This window comes from Kitasatospora sp. NPDC057542 (genome assembly GCF_042801945.1).
In the GTDB taxonomy this organism is placed as follows: Bacteria; Actinomycetota; Actinomycetes; order Streptomycetales; family Streptomycetaceae; genus Kitasatospora.
On the sequence record NZ_JBHVFE010000025.1, the window covers coordinates 19,815 to 39,285 of the forward strand.

14 protein-coding genes and 1 pseudogene are annotated in these 19,471 nt (G+C 73.2%); 11 read left to right on the forward strand and 4 right to left on the reverse strand.

Features of this window, described 5'->3' with window-relative positions:
- The first annotated feature begins 322 nt into the window (after positions 1-322).
- Positions 323-4,006: a SpoIIE family protein phosphatase gene (locus tag ACFU7Y_RS05675; RefSeq protein WP_380766568.1), complete on the forward strand. Its 3,684-nt coding sequence runs from the start codon at positions 323-325 to the stop codon at positions 4,004-4,006.
- A 112-nt stretch (positions 4,007-4,118) separates the two neighbouring features.
- Positions 4,119-4,523, forward strand: a complete 405-nt coding sequence (locus ACFU7Y_RS05680) for a nuclear transport factor 2 family protein (RefSeq protein ID WP_380766569.1) — start codon at positions 4,119-4,121, stop codon at positions 4,521-4,523.
- 87 nt (positions 4,524-4,610) lie between these two features.
- Here ACFU7Y_RS05680 and ACFU7Y_RS05685 read toward each other — a convergent pair.
- Positions 4,611-4,937: pseudogene (locus ACFU7Y_RS05685) on the reverse strand (S-adenosylmethionine:tRNA ribosyltransferase-isomerase); the annotation flags it as partial.
- Between the two features lie 33 nt (positions 4,938-4,970).
- Positions 4,971-5,735, reverse strand: a complete 765-nt coding sequence (locus ACFU7Y_RS05690; protein ID WP_224274181.1) for an SDR family NAD(P)-dependent oxidoreductase — start codon at positions 5,733-5,735, stop codon at positions 4,971-4,973.
- Between the two features lie 418 nt (positions 5,736-6,153).
- Here ACFU7Y_RS05690 and ACFU7Y_RS05695 point away from each other — a divergent pair, with 418 nt between their 5' ends.
- The 4 genes from ACFU7Y_RS05695 (at position 6,154) to ACFU7Y_RS05710 (ending at position 12,013) form a co-directional block, all read left to right on the forward strand.
- Complete coding sequence (locus ACFU7Y_RS05695) at positions 6,154-7,359, forward strand: cytochrome P450 (protein WP_380766570.1); 1,206 nt, start codon at positions 6,154-6,156, stop codon at positions 7,357-7,359.
- A gap of 347 nt (positions 7,360-7,706) precedes the next feature.
- Positions 7,707-8,762, forward strand: coding sequence for a type III polyketide synthase (locus ACFU7Y_RS05700; protein WP_224274186.1), 1,056 nt, complete (start codon positions 7,707-7,709; stop codon positions 8,760-8,762).
- A gap of 431 nt (positions 8,763-9,193) precedes the next feature.
- Positions 9,194-10,030, forward strand: coding sequence for an LppY/LpqO family protein (locus ACFU7Y_RS05705; protein WP_224274188.1), 837 nt, complete (start codon positions 9,194-9,196; stop codon positions 10,028-10,030).
- A gap of 543 nt (positions 10,031-10,573) precedes the next feature.
- On the forward strand, positions 10,574-12,013 hold the full coding sequence (locus ACFU7Y_RS05710) for a multicopper oxidase family protein (RefSeq protein ID WP_224274189.1): 1,440 nt from the start codon (positions 10,574-10,576) through the stop codon (positions 12,011-12,013).
- A gap of 190 nt (positions 12,014-12,203) precedes the next feature.
- Here the strand turns inward: ACFU7Y_RS05710 and ACFU7Y_RS05715 are convergent, their stop codons facing one another.
- Positions 12,204-13,154 (reverse strand): RluA family pseudouridine synthase, encoded by a 951-nt coding sequence (locus ACFU7Y_RS05715; RefSeq protein WP_224274191.1) that lies wholly within the window; start codon positions 13,152-13,154, stop codon positions 12,204-12,206.
- A gap of 116 nt (positions 13,155-13,270) precedes the next feature.
- Between ACFU7Y_RS05715 and ACFU7Y_RS05720 the strand changes: the two genes are divergently transcribed.
- The 3 genes from ACFU7Y_RS05720 to ACFU7Y_RS05730 all read left to right on the forward strand — a co-directional run bounded on the left by ACFU7Y_RS05720 (position 13,271) and on the right by ACFU7Y_RS05730 (position 15,778).
- On the forward strand, positions 13,271-14,362 hold the full coding sequence (locus ACFU7Y_RS05720; protein WP_224274193.1) for a PP2C family protein-serine/threonine phosphatase: 1,092 nt from the start codon (positions 13,271-13,273) through the stop codon (positions 14,360-14,362).
- A gap of 100 nt (positions 14,363-14,462) precedes the next feature.
- The gene (locus ACFU7Y_RS05725; protein ID WP_380766571.1) at positions 14,463-14,852 is read left to right on the forward strand and encodes a DUF3224 domain-containing protein; all 390 of its coding nucleotides are present in this window, start codon (positions 14,463-14,465) and stop codon (positions 14,850-14,852) included.
- Positions 14,853-14,944: 92 nt separating this feature from the next.
- Entirely contained in the window at positions 14,945-15,778 is an 834-nt protein-coding gene (locus ACFU7Y_RS05730; protein ID WP_380766572.1) for a DUF5995 family protein, read from the forward strand.
- Here ACFU7Y_RS05730 and ACFU7Y_RS05735 read toward each other — a convergent pair.
- Entirely contained in the window at positions 15,739-17,178 is a 1,440-nt protein-coding gene (locus ACFU7Y_RS05735; RefSeq protein WP_224274197.1) for a GuaB1 family IMP dehydrogenase-related protein, read from the reverse strand. The two genes, ACFU7Y_RS05730 and ACFU7Y_RS05735, sit on opposite strands and share 40 nt — an antisense overlap.
- Before the next feature lie 315 nt (positions 17,179-17,493).
- Here ACFU7Y_RS05735 and ACFU7Y_RS05740 point away from each other — a divergent pair, with 315 nt between their 5' ends.
- Both ACFU7Y_RS05740 and ACFU7Y_RS05745 read left to right on the forward strand, forming a co-directional pair.
- Positions 17,494-18,996, forward strand: coding sequence for an SDR family NAD(P)-dependent oxidoreductase (locus ACFU7Y_RS05740; protein WP_374119889.1), 1,503 nt, complete (start codon positions 17,494-17,496; stop codon positions 18,994-18,996).
- Between the two features lie 21 nt (positions 18,997-19,017).
- A partial coding sequence (locus ACFU7Y_RS05745; RefSeq protein WP_380766573.1) for an NUDIX hydrolase occupies positions 19,018-19,471 on the forward strand: 454 nt, incomplete at its 3' end.

Below are 19,471 nucleotides of genomic sequence, written 5' to 3' on the forward strand. Positions count from 1 at the left end.
CCGGGCAGCGCCGCCGAGGCCGGACTGTAGGGACTGCGCCCTCCGAAGGCGTGGAGCGTGAGCCGGGCGCCGCCGGCCCGCTCGCACCGATGCGTCGGGCGCGGGCCGGCGATCTCCCCCTTCGACGAACCGCACCGCGGACTTCGACGAACCGCACCGCGGACGGCGTCTGCGGGGTGCGGCGTGGGGAGTCGACTCGGGCTGCTGGTGGTGGGTGGGCGGATGGGGGTTGCGGGACAGCTGCACCGGCTGGGGCCGCGTGCGAAGATGGCAGGGCTGGTGGGAACGATCTCCGGACGGTTTCTGGGACGGTTCTCTGGCCATGGTGGACGACTACGCGCAGCGCGCGGGGCAGCCGCGGCAGGACGCCTTGCTGATGGTGCCGATCGCCACGGCGCTGATCGACGCCGAGGGGCGCATCCTGCACTGGAGCAGTGACGCGGAGGCGTTGCTCGGACACCGTGCGCGGGAGGCGGTGGGGGCGCGGGCGGCGACACTGCTGACCTCCGACGAGCACCGGCCGGAGGTGCTCCAGCTGTTCCGGCAGATCCTGGCGGGCCGGTCCTGGTCCGGGGTGTTCCCGGTGCGCCACCGGGACGGGCACCTGGTGAACCTGGAGTTCCGTACCCATCCGATCCGCGGTCCCGGCGGCGCCCCGATGGTGCTGGCGGTCGCCTCCGAGGTGACCACGCTGCGCGGGCTCCAAGCGGACCTGGCGGTCCTCGACGGGTTCTTCACCCAGTCCCCGGTCGGTCTGGCGGTCTTCGACACCGACCTGCGCTTCGTCCGGCTGAACGAGGCGCTGGCCCGGACGAACGGGCTGACCGCCGAGCAGCACCTGGGCCACCGGCTCACCGAAGTGCTGCCGGGGATCAACGGCGCCGAGTCCGAGGAGGTGATGCGCCAGGTGTTGGCGAGCGGCGAGCCGGTGGTGGACACCCGCTCGCACGGCCGCACTCCCGGGAACCCGCACCAGGACCGGGCCTGGTCGGCGTCGTACTTCCGGCTGGAGGACCGCAGCGGCCGGGTGCTCGGGGTGAGCGCCACGGTCGTCGACATCACCGAGCGGTCCCGCGCCGACGCGCGGGCGGCCCGCGCCCAGGAGCGGCTGTCCCTGCTGGTCGACGCGACCGCCTCGATCGGCACCACGCTGGACCTGCGGCAGACCGCCCGGGAGCTGGCCGACGCGATGGTGCCCAGGGTCGCCGACATCAGCGCGGTGTTCGGGCTGGAGGTGCTGGTGGCCGGCCGGAGCGTCGAGCCGCCCGTGCCGGACGCCCCGCTGCTGGTGCGCCGCCTCGCGATCGCCAGCACCGACCCGCTCTACCCGGCCGAGTCCGTGCCGGTGGACGCCGTGTACGAGCTGCCGCCGGACTCCCCGTTCGCCCGGGCACTGACCGGCGGGCGGACGGTGGTGGTGCCGTCCTGGGAGCTGCCGGTGCTGGGCGAGAGCCTCGACGAGGGCCGCCGCCAGGCCTACCTCGGCGACCGGCCGCGCTCGGTGCGGATCACCCCACTGGTGGCGCGCGGCACGACGCTCGGCATGGTGGTGTACTCGCGGCGCGCCGCGCGGGAGTCCTTCGCGGCGGCCGACATCACGCTCGGCGACGAGCTGTCCTCGCGCGCGGCCGTCGCGATCGACAACGCCCGGCTGTACCTGCGCCAGCACCAGACCGTGCTGGCCCGGCAGCAGGCGCTGCGTGAGGCGAAGGCCGCGCAGGAGCGCCTGGCGCTGGTCAACGTGGCCTCCACCCGGATCGGCACCACGCTCGATCTCGCCCAGACCGCCCAGGAGTTGGCTGAGGTGGCGACGCCCCGGCTGGCCGACACGGTGGTGGTGGAGGTGCTGGAGGAGTTGGTCCGCGGCGAACGCGAGGCGACCGCCCCGGCGGACGGCTCGGCGCTGCTGCGGCGGATGGCCTTCCACTCGGTGCCCGGCTCGACGATGTCGCCGATAGCCCGCATCGGCAACCTGCACCGCTTCCTGCCCGGTTCGCCGTACGCGTGGTGCCTGGCGCACCGCAAGCCCGTACTGGTGCCGCGGATGGACGAGGAGGGAATGGCCTGGTTCGCCGACGACCCGGTGCGCAGGGCCGCCGCGCGGGAGCAGAACGTGCTGTCGTTCATGGTGGTCCCGCTGATCGCGCGCGGCACCCCGGTCGGCGTGGCGGGCTTCTACCGCACCCTGGTCGAGCGCCCGTACGAGGACGACGACGTGGCGCTGGCCGGGGAGTTGGCGGTGCGGGCGGCCGTCTCGATCGACAACGCGCTGCTGTTCACCCGCGAGCGCGACGCGGCCGCCGCCCGGCAGCGGGCGCTGGACGAGGCCCGGGCCGCCCAGCAGCGGCTGTCGCTGCTGAACGAGGCCAGCAACCGGATCGGCACCACGCTCGATCTGCACCGCACCGCCCGGGAGTTGGTTGAGGTGGTGATCCCGCGTTTCGCCGACTTCGTCACCGTGGACCTGCGCGAGGCGGTGCTCAGCGGCGAGGAGCCGGGGCCGGTCCCGGCGAAGGGCCCGGTGCTGATGCGGGCGGTGGCGGTCGGCGACACCGATTCGGACGGCGGCATGCACGAGGCGGCCGACCAGGTGGGCGAGACCTCGCAGTCGGCCGAGCTGTACGCGCAGAGCCTGCACACCCGGCACTCGATGCTGGTCGCCGAGGTGACCGAGGAGGAGCTGAGCCGGATCGTCGCCTCCCCCGACCGGGTGCAGCCGAGCCTGGACGCCGGGGTGCACTCGTACCTGATGGTGCCGCTGGTGGCGCGCGGGCAGGTGCTGGGCGGCGCGGAGTTCGTCCGCACCCGCAACCCGGCGCCGTTCGGGCCGGCGGACCGGTCACTGGCCGAGGAGCTGGCCGCCCGCACCGCGCTGGCGATCGACAACGGCCGGCTCTACCGCCGCGAGCGGGACACCGCTCTCACCCTCCAGCGCAGTCTGCTGCCGCAGGAGGTGCACCGCACGCTCGGGCTGGACCTGGCCTACCGCTATCTGCCCAGCAGCGTGGTCAGCGAGGTCGGCGGCGACTGGTTCGACGTGGTGCCGCTGTCCTCCGGGCGGGTCGCGCTGATCGTCGGCGACGTGATGGGCCACGGCATCCGGGCCGCCGCGACCATGGGGCAACTCCGCACAGTGGCACGGACATTGATCACCCTGGACCTGGACCCGGCGCGGGTTCTGTACCGGCTGGACGAGGCAACGGCGACGGTCGGCGAGGGCCAGTTCGCCACCTGTGTCTGCGTGGTGTACGACCCGGTGGACCGCCGCTGCACCGCGGCCGGCGCCGGGCACCTGCCGCCCGTGGTCGCCGACGCCGAGGGGCGGGCGCACCTGGTCGAGCTGCCGTCCGGCACGCCGCTGGGAGTCGGCGGATTCGCCTTCGAGAGCGCCGAGTTCACCCTCCCCGAGGAGGGCATCCTGACGCTCTACACGGACGGACTGGTCGAGCGCCGTGGCCAGGACCTCGACGAGGGGCTGCGGTTGCTGTGCCGGACCGTCGCCGACCGGCGCGGCTCGCTGGAGCAGACCTGCGACGCCGTCCTGAGCCGGCTCACCGAGCGCACCAGCGAGGACGACATCGCCGTCATCATGGCGCAGGCCCACCCCCGGGGCACGGACCGGATCGCCACCCTGCCGCTCACCGGCGACCACGCGATGGTCGCCCACTCGCGCCGCTTCACCCGCGAGACGCTGGCCGCCTGGGGGCTCGACGCGCTCGCCGACTGTGCCGAGCTGCTCACCAGCGAGCTGATCACCAACGCCCTGGTGCACGCCGGATCACCCACCCAGCTGCGGCTGTACTGCAACCGGGTGCTCACCGTCGAGGTCGCCGACCAGGAGTACGAGGTGCCGCGGATCCACCGCGCCCACAGCGAGGACGAGGGCGGGCGCGGCATCCACCTGGTCAACGAGCTCGCGCACCGCTGGGGCAGCCGCCGGACCAAGGACGGCAAGGTGGTCTGGTTCGAGCTGGAACTGCCCCCGGGGACCGCACCGGCTGCATGAACAACGGACGGTTGTCGGACTGCCGCCGCGGCTGTTGGCCCGGCGGCCCACCCCGGCGGTTACCTGGTGCCACGGCGGGACGGCCCCGCCCGAACGGACCGAAGGAGCCACCGTGCAGCACCCCGACGCCCGCACCGTCGTCACCGACTACGTCACCCTCATCGCGGCGGGAGAGCGCGAGGCCGCGATCGCCCTGTTCGCCGAGGACGCCACCTGGAGCTACCCGGGCGACCTCGCGCTCTCCCGCACCTGGCGGGGCAAGCAGGAGATCTTCGGCGACTTCCTCGGCCAGATCGGCGTCCTCTTCGCCGCCGACGGCCTGCCGGTCATCACCCTCACCCGCGTCCTCGCCGACGGCCCGCAGGCGGTGGCCGAGTGGACCACCGTCGGCACGGCCGCCAACGGCGCCGCGTACGAGAACCACTGCCTGGGGGTGTTCACGGTGACGGACGGCCTGATCACCGCCGTCCGCGAGTACCTGGACACCGATCACGTCGCACGGACCCTGCTGGCCTGAGCCTCGCTCCGCCGGCCGGTGGCACGGGCTCCCGTCCGCAGCCCGAGGAGGTCCGGGTCCACCCCGCCGGCGGTTGATCCCTCGCGCTCAGTCCGGCAGCAGCAGGTTGACGTCGCCGAACTCGTGCCACAGGTAACGGTGTCGCGCCGCCTCGCGGTAGCAGACCGTCAGCAGCGGGCGGCCCGCGACGACGGCGAGCATCAGCAGGTGGGAGGCCCGGGGCTCGTGCCAGCCGGTGGGCATGCCGTCGACGGCATGCGCGCCGCGTTCCGGGATGACGACCAACTCCGCCCAGCCGTTGGCCTCCTGGACGGTGCCGTCCGCAGCGGCGGCCGACTCCAGGGCACGGACCACGGTGGTGCCGACGGCGATCACCCGGCCGCCCCCGGCCCGGACGTGGCCCACCAGGCGGGACGGTCGGGCCGAAGCCGGGACCGGCCAGGGCCGTCATCGCCCGCCCCGGTCCGCGGCAGGCGAGGCGGCGGGCGTCGCGGCCAGGTCCTCGGCGCGGTAGCGGCCGGAGGGGACGCGGCCGCGCAGCAGGCCGAGCAGCCGGGGCGCGATCTCCTCGGGCAGCGGCTCGCCGGAGATGTCCTCGCCGGGGCCGGCCTCCTGCAGCATCCGGGTGCGCATGCTGCCCGGGTCGACCGCCCAGACGCTCAACTCCGGCTCTTCCCGGGCGAGTACGGCGGTGGCGTAGTCGAGCGCCGCCTTGCTGGCGCCGTAGCCACCCCAGCCGAGGTAGGGCACCACGGCGGCTTCCGAGCTGATGTTCAGGACGGCACCGGCGTGGGCGCGCAGCTGCGGGAGGACGAGCTGGGTGAGCGCGATCGGCGCGATGGCGTTGACCTCGAAGGTCTCCAGCAGGGCGGGCAGCGGGATGTCGGCGATCCGGGGCAGCGGTGCGGCCGTGACGTCGTCGGTTCCGTTGAGGGTGCCGGCGTTGTTCACGAGGAGGCTCGCGCCGCCGAGCCCGGCGGCGGCCTCGACGAGGTGGGCGCGGTGGTCGTCGTCGGTGATCGTGCCGGGCAGTGCGACGACCTTGGTGACGGTGGCCAGCCGCGCCTCGGCGGCGGCGAGTTCGGCGGCGCCGCGGGCGGTGATCACCAACTGCCAGCCCTCGGCGGCCAGGGCGTGCGCGAGGGCCAGGCCGAGGCCGCGGGAGGAGCCGGTGACGACGGCGACGGGGGCGGCGGACTGTGCTGCGTTCATACCCCCACGATCGCGCCGCCTGGTCGGGCGGCGGATCGGCCACCGGGCCGGGGGCCCGTCGTTCGTTGGGCCTAGTACTGCAACGGTGCTCACGTGACGAGGTTCAGCTCTTGGGCTGCGGCGGACCGGCGCTCGGTGGCCAGGGCGGCATCGTGCGTGGAGGGCAGGGCCGTCAGGCGCGCACCCCCGCCGCGGCGGTCCGGCGGGGCCGGGCTCGCCCGGGCCGTGATCTCCGGATCGTCCGTTGCCGGATCGCCGTCCACGGGGTACGGGCGCTCCCGCCGCTGATCAGCCCGGATGAATTACCGGCGCTCCGGCACGTCCACCGGTGTGTGCGGCCGACCGATCGGGTACCGGTGCTCAGTCCATTCCATCCGCCTTCCCATCCGGCCTGCACGGCCCAGACCTGGAGGTCCGCATGTCCACCGACTCCAGCCCACGGAACTGCCCGTTCGACTTCGCCGAGGCCCTTGAGTTCGACCCGACGCTCCGGCAGCTCATGAACGACGCACCGGTCAGCCGCATCCGCCTCCCCTACGGCGAGGGGGAGGCCTGGCTCGTCACGGGGTACGACGACGTGCGTACGGTGACCACCGACCGGCGTTTCAGCCGGCACGCCATCGTCGGCCGGGACTTTCCGCGCATGACTCCCGAGCCGATCGTCCAGGCCGAGGCGATCAACGTCATGGACCCGCCTGCCAGCGCCCGCCTGCGCAGCCTGGTGTCCAAGGGCTTCACAGCCGACCACATCGAGCGGATGAGGGACCGTACCCAGCACGTGGTGAACGAGCTGCTGGACCGCATGCGGGAGCAGGGTCCCCCGGCCGACCTCATGGAGCACCTGGCCCACCCGCTCCCGCTGATCACGATCTGCGAGGTCCTGGAGATCCCCGAGGCCGACAGCGCACAGCTGCGCGCCAACGCCCGGACGATGATGAACGTGGGCCTGGCCAACAAGCCGGACGCGGTGCGGGCCAAGGCCGACCTGCGGGCGTACTTCGCCGAGCTGACGGCCGAACGGCGCAGGAACCCCGGTGACGACCTGATCAGCGCCCTGGCCACGGCCCGCGACGGCGACGAGGTCCTCGACGAGAAGGAACTCACCGTGATGGCCATGGTCCTGCTGATCACCGGCCAGGACACCACGACGTACGAGCTCGGCAACCTCTCGTACACCATCCTCACCCGGCCGGACGTGCGCGCCACCCTGCGCGAGCGGCCCGAGATGCTCACCCAGGTGCTCCATGAGTTGCTGCGCTTCATCCCCTTCCGCAAGGGCGTCGGCATTCCCCGGGTGGCCCTTGAGGACGTGGAGCTGAGCGGGGTGAAGATCTCGGCGGGGGACATCGTGCACGTCTCCTACCTGACCGCCAACCGGGACGGCCGCAGGTTCGACCGGCCTGACGAGCTGGACCTGGAGCGGACCAGCCCCTCCCACATGACCTTCGGCTGGGGCGCGCACCACTGCCTCGGCGCACCGCTGGCCATCACCGAACTCGAAGTCGCCCTCGGGACCCTGCTGGAGCGCTTCCCCAGGATCGCGCTGGCGAAGCCGGCCGCGGAGCTGGCGTGGAACACCACGTCGATCTGGCGCTATCCGCTCGCGCTGCCGGTCACCTGGTGACGGTGCCCCCACGCTCTGGCACTCGCCCGCCGCCATCTCGCTTCCGGCATCGCCGCGCACGTCGGCCCGCACACCTCGGAGTGTGCGGGCCGACGTGCGCGCCGGACCCACCTTCCGTAGATTGGGTTGACGCGGCTCGAACCAACTCGCGGCCGGTACGACAGCCCGCACTGCGAGCATCCGATCCTCGCTCTGCCTGCTCGTCCGCCACGCTGTTGGGTCCCGCCCGGTGAGTCCCGCCGCCGCGCCGTCTCCACATGTCCGGCTCGCAGCGGCTGCCGTCGAGTGATGAGGTCACCGCCCGGCAAGAGGCACACCGGGAACTCCGCCCGTCAGGAGGAAGTCCCATGGCCGTTCTGTGCAAGCCGGCGGTAGCTGTACCGGAGCACGTCATCACCAACGAGGAAACCCTCGAACTGGCACGCAGGCTCCACCCCGATCATCCACAGCTCGATCTGGCGTTGCGCCTCATCAAGAACACCGGAGTGCGGAAACGGCATCTGATCCAACCCATCGACGTGGTGCTGAAGCACCCGGGGTTGGACGAGCGGAGCGCCGTCTTCGAGGCGGAGTCCAGGGCCCGCGTCCCGGCGGTGGTGGTCAAGGCCCTCGAACAGGCCCAAGTGGAGCCGTCGCAGATCGACTTGATCGTCTATGTGTCGTGCACCGGTTTCATGATGCCGTCGCTCACGGCATGGCTGATCAACAAACTGGGCTTCCGGCCGGAGACCCGGCAGCTGCCGATCGCCCAACTGGGCTGTGCGGCCGGCGGTGCGGCGGTGAACCGGGCCCATGACTTCTGTTCGGCCTACCCGGGCGCCAACGCGCTGATCGTGGCCTGCGAGTTCTGCTCGCTGTGCTACCAGCCCACCGACCTGGGCGTGGGGTCGCTGCTGTCCAACGGCCTGTTCGGCGACGGGATCGCCGCCGCCGTGGTCCGGGGCGAGGGCGGGACCGGCATCCGGTTGGAGCGCAACGGCTCGTACCTCATTCCGAACACCGAGGAGTGGATCTCCTACGCGGTCCGCTCCACCGGATTCCACTTCCAGCTGGACAGACGGGTGCCGAAGACGATGGAGCCCCTCAGCCCGGCCCTGCGTGCGGTGGCGGAGCAGCACCAGTGGGACGTGGGCATGCTGGACTTCTACATCGTCCACGCCGGCGGTCCGCGGATCCTGGACGACCTGAGTCACTTCCTGGAGGTGCCGCCCGAGGCGTTCCGCTTCAGCCGGGCCACCCTCACCGAGTACGGCAACATCGCCAGCGCGGTCGTGCTCGACGCCCTGGGCCGGATGTTCGACGAGAAGTCGGCTCTCAACGGCCACCACGGGCTGCTGGCCGGGTTCGGCCCGGGCATCACCGCCGAGATGTCCCTGGGCACCTGGGCGTCGCCCGATTCCTGACGCGCGAAGTCCGGCGCTCCGCCTTCCGAGTCGGGTCGGTCGAGCCCGTCGTGGGGTTCGGCCGCCCGGGGCTCCGGGTGGCGCCGTCAGGCGGCTGCCGTCCCGTGCCTCCACTCCTCCATCCGGCCGCTCGTCCGGCCGTCGGCATACCCCTATCGGTCGATCCGGACGGGAGTCGGTGCCCGCGCGCCGCCGTGGCGACGACGCGGGGACCGGCTCCTGTGTTTGCCTACGGCTTTGGAGGTGTGCCTGTGAAGACCGGAGACGGAACCCCCGGGAAAAGTACTCCCCCCGCTGTCCCGCGCCGGCCGCTGCTGGCGGCGGCCGGGCTGGCGCCAGTGCTGGTCGGCCTGGGAGGGGACAGCACCGCACAGTCGGCTTCAGCCCATGATCCCGGCAGTGGTCCACCGGTCAAACCGCTGCCCACCCCGGTGCCCACCACCGAGGCGGACTGGGTCGACGTCGTGCGGGCTCTCGGCCGGCCGGGCCGGCTCATCCGCCGGACCTACCATCACACGCCCTTCCCCCGGCACGACCTGCACGTGGTCAGCCGCGGCGTCGTCGTCAGCCCCGGGCTCGCGCTGGGCTCGCACGTCTCCTTCGCCCGGTACGACAACGGCAGCACGCTGATGATGGGCGATCTGGCGGTGACCGCAGATGAACTGCCGGCCCTGACCGACGCCCTCCATGCTCATGGGATCGCCCAGACCGCCATCCACAAACACCTGCCGGCCCAGACCCCTGACATCTGGTGGACTCACATCTGTGCGCACGGCCATGACGCCGCGGCACTGGCCGGCGGGCTGCGGGCCGCGCTCGGCCTGACCGGCACTCCACCACCCCACCGGCCCGGATCGCCCCGGCCCCTCGATCTGGACATCGCCGGCATCAATGCCGCGCTGGGTGCCACGGGCACGAGCAGCGAGGACGTCCATGCCTGCGTCTTCGTCCGCCGCGAGACCATCATCGAGGAGGGGCACGTGCTGCCGCCCGGCCTGGGCGCGACCTCGGCCTTCAACTTCCAGCCGCTCGGCGGGGGGCGGGCGGCGCTCAGCGGCGACCTCGCCATGGTCGCCGCCGAGGTCCAGGAGGTGCACGCGGCACTGCGGCGGGGCGGTATCGACCTGGTCGAACTCCACAACCACGGCCTGACGGACGAGCCGCGCCTCTTCTTCACCCACATCTGGGCCGTGGGCGATGCCGTGGCCCTGGCCAGAGCGGTCCGCCCCGCACTCGCCGTCACCAATGTCACGCCGGCCACCGTCTGACTGACCGGCGCCGACGGCACGCCCTCCCCCGGCCATGCGCGACGAGCGCGGCCGGCTGCAGGGAGCGCACCGGGCGCTCGCCCCCGCACCACGTGGCCGCCGGCCGTTCCGATGGGCGTCCTGGTTCCCGGCAGGTGCGGTCGCGATGCGGAGCGCGCGAAGCTCGCCGATACTGAGCCGAAGGGCGGTGACGGAACGCGGCCAGGGCGCCACGATCCGCAACACCCGGCCGCGCGCCGTCGTGAGCGCAGCAGCCGTTGGGCGGGGCGGACGGAAGCCACGACCGGCGACCACCTGCCTGGCGGCGTACCGACCGCCGAGTCCTGGACGGAGAAACCGAGGATGCTGAACCGACGAGACCTCCTCAGGGCCGCCACCATAGGCGGCCCTGTGGCCCTCTTCCCATGGGGCCTCGCACCAAGCCCGGCCCAGGCCGCGGCGGCCGCGCTGCCGGCCGCTCCGGCCAGGTCGGGGTCCGGGGGGCGGGCCGCAAGGGTCGTCCCCTTCGCGCACGCCATGCCGGTGCCCCCGGTGCTGAGTCCGATGTCGCGGACGGACTCCTCGGACGTGTACCAGCTGCGGATGGCCGAGACCGAGGTGGAGATCGTCAAGGGGCTGCGGACCACCGTCTGGGCCTACGGCGACTGCTTCCCCGGTCCGACCATCCGGGCGGTCAAGGGACGGGAGGTGGTGGTCCAGCAGACCAACGACCTGAGCGTGCACACCGCCGTCCACCTGCACGGCGGCCATGTGCAGTCGCAGTACGACGGTCTGCCGATGGACCTCGTCGAGCCCGGCGAGACCCGCGAGTACCGCTACCCCAACGAACAGGTCGCCGCCTCGCTCTGGTACCACGACCACGCGCACCGGCTGGAGGCCGAGAACGTCTACCGCGGCCTGGCCGGCGCCTACCTGCTCAGCGACCCGCACGAGCGCAGCCTGCCGCTGCCGGACGGCGAGTTCGACATCCCGCTGCTGATCCGGGACGCCCGGATCGAGACGGACGGCAGGCTGGTCTACACCGACCCGTACGAGTGCCCGCACATGCTGGTCAACGGCAAGGAGCGGCCCTACTTCGAGGTGGCGGCGCGCAAGTACCGCCTGCGGGTCTTCAACGTCTCGCCCAACCGCCACATCTCGCTGCGCTTCGCCGACGGCGAGCCGTTCACCCAGATAGCCTCCGACGGCGGGCTGCTCGCCGGGCCGGTGCAGTTGGACGAGCTGACCCTGCACGGCGCGGAACGCGCCGAGATCGTGGTCGACTTCGCCCGCTACCCGGTGGGCGAATCGGTGGTGCTGGAGAACACGGCCGCGCTGGAGAGCGAGCGCTCCGAGGTTCTGCGCTTCGACATCACCCGGACGGCCGAGGACCGTAGCCGGGTACCGGACGTCCTGGCCACCCTGCCGCCGATCCCGGAGGCGGCGGTGCACCGGGAGTTCTGGCTGACGACCTTCCCGGACACCAGGATCAACGGGCGCAAGTACGACGCGGACCGGACCGACGTGCGGACCACCGTCGGCACCAGCGAGATCTGGACGATCCACAACCACCTCACCCGTCGGCCGGCCGGGGTCTTCCACGCCCCCCACTCCTTCCACACCCATCTGGTGCGGTTCCGGGTGCTGGACCGCGACGGGGAGCCGGTCGGCCCGGCCGAGGCCGGGCTGAAGGACACCGTCCCGATCCATCCGGGCGAGACCGTCCGGATCGCCATGACCTGGGGCGACTACCCGGGCCAGTACGTCTATCACTGCCACCACATGGTGCACTCCTCGCACGGCCAGATGGGCCGGATCGACGTGCTGGCCTCAGCACCGGAAGGCTCCGACCAGGAGTCGGACGAGTCCTCCGCCGACTCGTCCTCGGACGCCTCGTGGGCCCGAGCCGGCCGGTCCGGATCGTCGGCGTCCGGGAGCGGTCGGCGGCGACGGCGCCGCCACCGTCGGCACCACCGCGGGCACCGCGTCGCCGTCCGGGCCTGACCCTGCGGGGGATGTCGGCGTTCGACTTCCTGTGATCACGGTGGTGCGCCGGTCTCGCGGGTACACAGGGCCCGCGAGACTCCCGAGGAGTGCGGGGCGGTGGGCAGTGCTGCGTTCATGCCCCCGCGAACGCGCCGCGGGGCCGGGCGGCGGATCGGCCGCCGGGCCTGGGCCCCGTCGTTCGCCGGACCTAGGACGCGCCGAGAGCCCAGCCCTCCGGGTCGGTCCAGGCGGACAGCGTGCGGCGGCTCTCGAAACGGCACTCGCGGCCGGTCAGCGGGTCGGTGAACTCGACGGCGGAGGCAAGGAGCTGGAGCGGGCGGCGGAAGTCGTCCGGGGCCGGTTCGGGCAGCACCACCGGGTAGACCGGGTCGCCGAGGATCGGCACGCCGAGCCCGCACATGTGCAGGCGCAGCTGGTGGGTGCGCCCGGTGAGCGGGCGGAGCCGGTAGCGGGCGAGGCCGTCGCGGTGGTCGAGCAGGTCGATCCGGCTCTCGCTGTTCGGCGGGGCGTCGACCTCGCGGGCCGCGATCACGCCGCGTTCCTTGACGATGTGGCTGCGGACGGTGCACGGCAGGCTCAGCGCCGGGTCGTAGGGGGCGACGGCCCGGTACTCCTTGCGGACCAGCCGGTCGTGGAACAGGGTCTGGTAGGCCCCGCGGTCCTCCGGCCTGACCACGAACATGGCCAGGCCGGCGGTGAGCCGGTCGAGCCGGTGGGCGGGGCTGAGCGCGGGCAGGTCGAGGGCGTGCCGCAGCCGGGAGAGGGCCGTCTCGGCGACGTGCCTGCCGCGCGGGGTGGTGGCCAGGAAGTGCGGCTTGTCGACGACGACCAGGTGTTCGTCCCGGTGCAGCACCTCCAGGTCGAACGGGACGCGGACCTCGTCCGGCAGGTCCCGGTAGAACCACAGGTGCGCGCCGGGCCGGAACGGCGCGTCGGGCGCGACCGGCCCGTCCTCGCCGACGATCTCCCGCCCGTGCAACGCCGCGTCGATCCGCTCGGCCGCCACGGCCGGCAGCCGCTCGACCAGGTGGGCGCGAACGGTCGGCCAGGAGCCCTCGGCCGGCAGCCGCAGGTGCACCGGGTCCACGCCGTTGCGCTGCGGGAGGGGGGAGGCCGGGCGGCGGCTCTTTCGTCTCATCTCGCGGCCCAGCCTAGTCGGGTGCGCCCAGCCGTCCTCGTCCGAGGTGCCGCCGGCGGGGGGCGCGGAGCAGAGTGGACGGTGGGCCCGCTCAGCCGCTCAGCCCTGGAGGACGCGTGACCGCCGACGACGGCCCGGCCGGTGTGCCGCCGCTGCACCTGCCGCGACGCGCCCGGCGGCTGCTGTGCGTCTCCTTCCTGCTGCTGGTCGGCGCCGTCGTGGCCGATCTGGTGACCGGCCCTGGCACGACGCTCTCCCCCGTCCTCGCGGTGGCGCCGGTGCTGGCCGGAGCGACCACCCGGACGGCCCGGGTGCCGCTGATCGCCGGGGCGATCGCCGCCCTCGCGGTCGGGCTGCTGGAGTCCACCAACACCGATCTGCCGGCCGAGGTGCACGTCACCGCGCTGATCACGGTGCTCGCCGCGACGTTCGCCAGCGCCGCCAACGTCGTCCTGGTGGCGGCCCGGGAACGGGAGTTGTTCCAGGTCCGGACGGTGGCCGAGGCGGCGCAACGGGCCCTGCTGCGCCCGCCGCCGGAGCGGATCGGGCGGCTGCGTGTGGCCGTGCGGTACGTGGCGGCGGCGGCCGAGGCACGGATCGGCGGGGACCTGTACGCCGTCGTCGAGACCCGCTTCGGCGTGCGGATCCTGTTCGGCGACGTGCAGGGGCACGGGCTGCCGGCGGTGGAGACGGCGGCGGACGTGCTGGGCGTGTTCCGGGAGGCGGCGCGGACCGAGCCCGCCCTCATCCGCCTGGCGGAGCGGCTGGACGCGGCGCTCACCGCACGCACGGAGGACGGGCGGTTCGCGACCGCGCTGCTGCTGGAGGTGCCACCGGACCGGGGGTCGGTGACGATCGTGAACTGCGGCCATCCGAACCCGCTGCTGCGCCGCGCGGGCAGGGTGAGCGACCTGGAGCCGCCGCTCCCGGCGCCGCCGCTGGGCCTGCTCGGGCTGACCGGCGGCGGCTACCCGGCGAGCCGCTTCGAGCCGCGGCACGGCGACCTGCTGCTCCTGCACACCGACGGCGTGTCCGAGGCCCGGGACGCCGAGGGCCGGTTCTACCCGCTGGCGGAACGTCTGCCCGGCCTGCCCGCGGGGAACCCGGCGGACCTGCTGGACGCCCTGCTCGCGGACGTCGACGGCTGGGTCGGCCCCGCCGGGCCGGCGGACGACGCGGCGCTGCTCGCGCTCCGCTGGGAGCAGTGACCGGCGCACCGCGGGCGCCGTCGGTGTCAGTGGTGTGTGCAAGGCTCTGCCCACGGTCGACGGGTGCGGCCGCAGGCACGACCGTCGAGGGGAGCAGGGGATGGGGAACAAGGCGAGCGGGGCATTCGAGCTGACCGCCTTCGAACCGGTGGAGACGGAGGAGCGGGCGGGGGCGAGCTTCGGCCGGATCCGGATCGCCAAGACGTTCACGGGTGAGATCACGGGCACGAGCGAGGTGCGGATGCTGTCCGTCGGGGACACCTCGGGCGGCCCGGCCTCGTACGTGGCGGTGGAGCACGTCACCGGCGAGCTCGACGGGCGGAAGGGTTCGTTCGTGCTCCAGCACGCGGCGTGGGACACGAGCGCGGTGACCATACGCGTCGTACCGGGGACGGGCTCGGGCGAGCTGGCCGGGCTCACCGGCGAGTTCCACCTGACCGTCGGCGAGGACGGCGCGCACACCTACGTCCTGGAGTACGAGCTGGGCTGAACAGGCGTCGGCTGCGCGCCGCGCGCACCGGGCCGCCGACGGCGCTGCCACGCTGATGCGATCAGTGCACGATCGACATCGGAGGGCGGCCCATGCCCGGTGCGGCGGCGGACGGCACGGCGGACAGTCCGGTGGTCACGGTCGACGGCGTGGTCGGCCGGCTGCGGGAGATCGAGGCGGACCTGCCGCCGGACGACGGGGTGGCGGTGTTCAACCGCGCCTACCTCACCGTCACGCAGGCCGTCCGGAAACGCCTCGGCGGCCCGTACTTCGCCGATCCGGCGGCGGTGGCCGAGCTGGACGTGGTGTTCGCCGGGCGGTACCTGCTGACCGTGGCCGCCGACGCGGCCGGGCAGGAGCCGCCCGCCTGCTGGCGGCCGCTGTTCGCGCTGCGCGCCCACCCGGGTGTGCACCCGCTCCAGTTCGCGCTGGCCGGGATGAACGCCCACATCCAGCACGACCTGCCGCTGGCCGTCGTCGACACCTGCCACCGGCTCGGGCGCGAGCCGGACGACGTCGAGGACGACTACCACCGGATCAACGACGTGCTGTCGGAGGTGGAGGCCGCCGTCCGGAAGCAGCTGCTGCCCGAGCCCGACCTGCCGGCGCGGGTCGAGCCGCTCGCCCACCTGCTCGGCGCCTGGTCGGTGGAGGCCGCACGCGAGGCGGCCTGGTCTGCCGTCCGGGCGCTGTGGGAACTGCGCCGGGTGCCGGACGCCGCGCAGGCCTTCGCCGCCGCGCTGGACGGCTCGGTCGGGTTGCTCGGCCACGCACTGCTGCTCCCCCTCGGCCCGCACCACGAGACGCTGCACCACGGGCCGTCGACGGCCGCCGGCCGGCTCCCCGAGGCGAGGAACCGGCCGGACGGCGGGACGGGCGCGGGCGATCAGGCCCAGCTGGAGTGCAGCGGCTTGCCCTCGGCGTAGCCGGCCGCGCTCTGGACGCCCACGATCGCCTTCTCGTGGAACTCCTCCAGGGTGTTGGCGCCCGCATAGGTGCAGGAGCTGCGCACGCCGGCCACGATCGAGTCGATCAGGTCCTCCACGCCCGGGCGGGCCGGGTCCAGGAACATCCGGGAGTGCGAGATGCCCTCCTCGAACAGCGCCTTGCGGGCCCGGTCGTAGGTGGAGTCCTGGGCGGTGCGGTTGCTCACGGCGCGGGCCGAGGCCATACCGAAGCTCTCCTTGTACTGGCGGCCGTCGGCGGCGGTCTGCAGATCGCCCGGGGACTCGTACGTCCCGGCGAACCAGGAGCCGATCATCACGTTGGAGGCACCGGCGGCCAGCGCCATGGCGACATCGCGCGGGTGGCGCACGCCGCCGTCGGCCCAGACGTGCCTGCCGAGCCGGCGGGCCTCGGCGGCGCACTCCAGGACGGCGGAGAACTGCGGGCGGCCCACGCCGGTCATCATCCGGGTGGTGCACATGGCGCCCGGTCCGACGCCGACCTTGAGGATGTCGGCGCCCGCCTCGACCAGGTCGCGGACGCCGGCGGCGGAGACCACGTTGCCGGCCACGACCGGGATCCGCGGGTCCAGGCCGCGCACCGCGCGCAGCGCCTTGATCATGGACTCCTGGTGGCCGTGCGCGGTGTCGACCACCAGCACGTCGGCCCCGGCGTCGATCAGCGCCTCGGCCTTGCCCGCGACGTCGCCGTTGATGCCCACGGTGGCGGCGATCCGCAGCTTGCCGTCGGCGTCCACGGCCGGGGTGTACAGGGTGGCGCGCAGCGCGCCCTTGCGGGTGAGGATGCCGACCAGTCGGCCCTCGGCGTCGACCACCGGGGCGAGCTTGCGATGCGCCTCGGAGAGCTTGTCGAAGGCGGCGCGCGGGTCGACGTCCTCGTCCAGCACCAGCAGCTCGCGGGACATGATGTCGGCCAGGCTGGTGAAACGGTCCACGCCCTGGCAGTCGGACTCGGTGACCACGCCGACCGGCCTGCCGTCCTCGACCACCACGAGGGCGCCGTGCGCGCGCTTGGGCAGCAGCGAGAGCGCCTCGGCCACGGTGGCGCCCGGGGCGAGCGTGATCGGGGTGTCGAAGACCAGGTGGCGCTGCTTGACCCAGGAGACGACCTCGGCGATGACCTCGGTGGGGATGTCCTGCGGGATGGCGACCAGGCCGCCGCGGCGGGCGACGGTCTCCGCCATCCGGCGGCCGGCGATGGCGGTCATGTTGGCCACGACCAGCGGGATGGTGGTGCCGGTGCCGTCGTTCGAGGAGAGGTCGACGCCCTGCCGGGAGCCCACGGCGGAACGGCTGGGGACCATGAAGACGTCGTCGTACGTCAGGTCGTACGAGGGCTTGAGGTCGTTCAGGAAGCGCATGAAGAAGGGCTCTCTGGCTGGGGGATACACCTCGGGTGCGGTTGCGGCGATGCCGCCGGGGCGCACTCGGGCGCCCGGCACCCAGCGTTCGATTCTCCGTGAGGACGGGGGGCAAATGCCAGTTCGAGGGGCATTGCTGGGGCTGTGCACAAACCGTGACCAGCGCTCCGCGCGTAGACATGGAGGATCATCCAAAGACCCCTTCCGACGTCCGACTTTCGCCCTGGTCCGGACCGCTCCCGTAGCATTCACGCGGTAATGGGCAGGGCTTCACGCGTGGGCGTGGCGAACGGGAAAGCGACAGCAGGCGTGGGCATCGGGCAGACGGACATCGAGCAGGGCCGGATCGAGGACACCGAGGAGGAGGTCGACTACGGTCCCGGCCTCGACCCCGAGCGGCTGAGGCTCTGCCTGGAGGTGATCGCCGAGCTCGACGAGCTGCACGTGGACCACCCGGACGCGATCACCGTCCGCCAGGCCGTCGGCGGCATATTCCGCACCCTCAAGCAGCGCCGCCGCCAGGAGACCCGGGCCCGCAAGACCGCCAACGACCGTGCGGTCACCGCCCGCACCGCCACCGGCGCGCCCACCCGGATCGACGACGAGACGGCCGGCGCCTTCGGCCTGACCACCGTCACCACCACCGAGATCGCCGGCATCCTGGAGCGCCCGCGCTCCTGCTACACCTGCAAGCAGCGGTACGTCGAGGTCGACGCCTTCTACCACAACCTCTGCCAGGACTGCGCCGTCAAGAACCGCGCCCGCCGGGACGCCCGCGCCGACCTCACCGGCAAGCGCGCGCTGCTCACCGGCGGCCGGGCCAAGATCGGGATGTACATCGCGCTGATGCTGCTGCGCGACGGCGCCCACACCACCATCACCACCCGTTTCCCCAACGACGCGATCCGCCGCTTCAAGGCGATGCCGGACAGCGCCGAGTGGATCCACCGCCTCAAGATCGTCGGCATCGACCTGCGCGACCCGGCCCAGGTGATGGCGCTGGCCGACGAGGTCGCCGCCGACGGCCCGCTGGACATCCTGATCAACAACGCCGCGCAGACCGTGCGCCGCCCGCCGGAGTCCTACCGCGAGCTGGTGAACGCCGAGTCCGCGCCGCTGCCGGCCGGCGAGCTGCCGCAGGCCACCACGATCGGCCGCTTCGGCAGCGGCAGCGTCGACCTGCCCGCCCTCCCCCACCAGGCGAGCGGCGACGAGCGGCGGATCACCGCGGAGGACGTCACCTCGCTCGCCCTGGTCACCGGCTCCGCCACCCCGGCCCGGATCGCGGCCGGCACCGCGATCGACGCGGGCGGCCTGGTGCCCGACCTCGCCGACACCAACAGCTGGGTGCAGACCGTCAGCGAGGTCGGCCCGATGGAGCTGCTGGAGGTCCAGCTCTGCAACTCCACCGCGCCGTTCATCCTGATCAGCCGGCTGCGCCCGGCGATGGCCGCCTCCACGTCCCGCCGCAAGTACGTGGTCAACGTCTCCGCGATGGAGGGCGTGTTCTCGCGCGGCTACAAGGGTGCGGGGCACCCCCACACCAACATGGCCAAGGCCGCGCTGAACATGCTCACCCGCACCAGCGCGCAGGAGATGTTCCAGTCCGACGGCATCCTGATGACGGCCGTCGACACCGGCTGGATCACCGACGAGCGTCCGCACCCGGACAAGATGCGCCTGGCCGACGAGGGCTTCCACGCCCCGCTCGACCTGGTCGACGGCGCGGCCCGGGTGTACGACCCGATCGTGCGCGGCGAGGCGGGCGAGGACCTGTACGGCTGCTTCCTCAAGGACTACGAGCGCGCCAACTGGTAACCAGCTGAAGGAGATGGCGAGTTGAGCACAGCACCGACCGCACCACTGCTCGGCGCCGGGATCGTCGTGCCCACCGGGGACGGCCGGGTGCTGATCGGCCGCCGGATCACCGCCGGCGAGCCGCCCACCTGGAGCCTGCCCGGCGGCAAGGTCGACCCGGGCGAGTCCTTCGAGCAGACCGCGGCCCGCGAACTCGCCGAGGAGACCGGCATCGTGCTGCCCGCCGAGGGGATGCGGGTGCTCGCCGTCCACCTCGACCACGAGCTCGGCCGCCCCCGGCTGACCGCCGCCGTGCTGGCCCCGCCCAGCCTGGCCGAGGCCGTGGTCACCGAGCCGCACGCCTGCGCCGGCTGGGAGCGCTTCCCGGTGGACGCGCTGCCGGAGCCGATGTTCTACCCGTCCGCGCTGGTGCTCGGCAGCTGGCTGCCGGGGCTGAACGTGGTGCGGGCGGACGGGACGCACGGCTACCCCGTCG

Excerpts from the sequence above, each read along its gene's own strand:
- ACFU7Y_RS05675 (WP_380766568.1), top strand. The coding sequence starts at position 323 with ATGGTGGACGACTACGCGCAGCGCGCGGGGCAGCCGCGGCAGGACGCC.
- ACFU7Y_RS05690 (WP_224274181.1), bottom strand. The coding sequence starts at position 5,735 with ATGAACGCAGCACAGTCCGCCGCCCCCGTCGCCGTCGTCACCGGCTCC.
- ACFU7Y_RS05695 (WP_380766570.1), top strand. The coding sequence starts at position 6,154 with ATGTCCACCGACTCCAGCCCACGGAACTGCCCGTTCGACTTCGCCGAG.
- ACFU7Y_RS05700 (WP_224274186.1), top strand. The coding sequence starts at position 7,707 with ATGGCCGTTCTGTGCAAGCCGGCGGTAGCTGTACCGGAGCACGTCATC.
- ACFU7Y_RS05710 (WP_224274189.1), top strand. The coding sequence starts at position 10,574 with ATGTCGCGGACGGACTCCTCGGACGTGTACCAGCTGCGGATGGCCGAG.
- ACFU7Y_RS05715 (WP_224274191.1), bottom strand. The coding sequence starts at position 13,154 with ATGAGACGAAAGAGCCGCCGCCCGGCCTCCCCCCTCCCGCAGCGCAAC.
- ACFU7Y_RS05725 (WP_380766571.1), top strand. The coding sequence starts at position 14,463 with ATGGGGAACAAGGCGAGCGGGGCATTCGAGCTGACCGCCTTCGAACCG.
- ACFU7Y_RS05730 (WP_380766572.1), top strand. The coding sequence starts at position 14,945 with ATGCCCGGTGCGGCGGCGGACGGCACGGCGGACAGTCCGGTGGTCACG.
- ACFU7Y_RS05735 (WP_224274197.1), bottom strand. The coding sequence starts at position 17,178 with ATGCGCTTCCTGAACGACCTCAAGCCCTCGTACGACCTGACGTACGAC.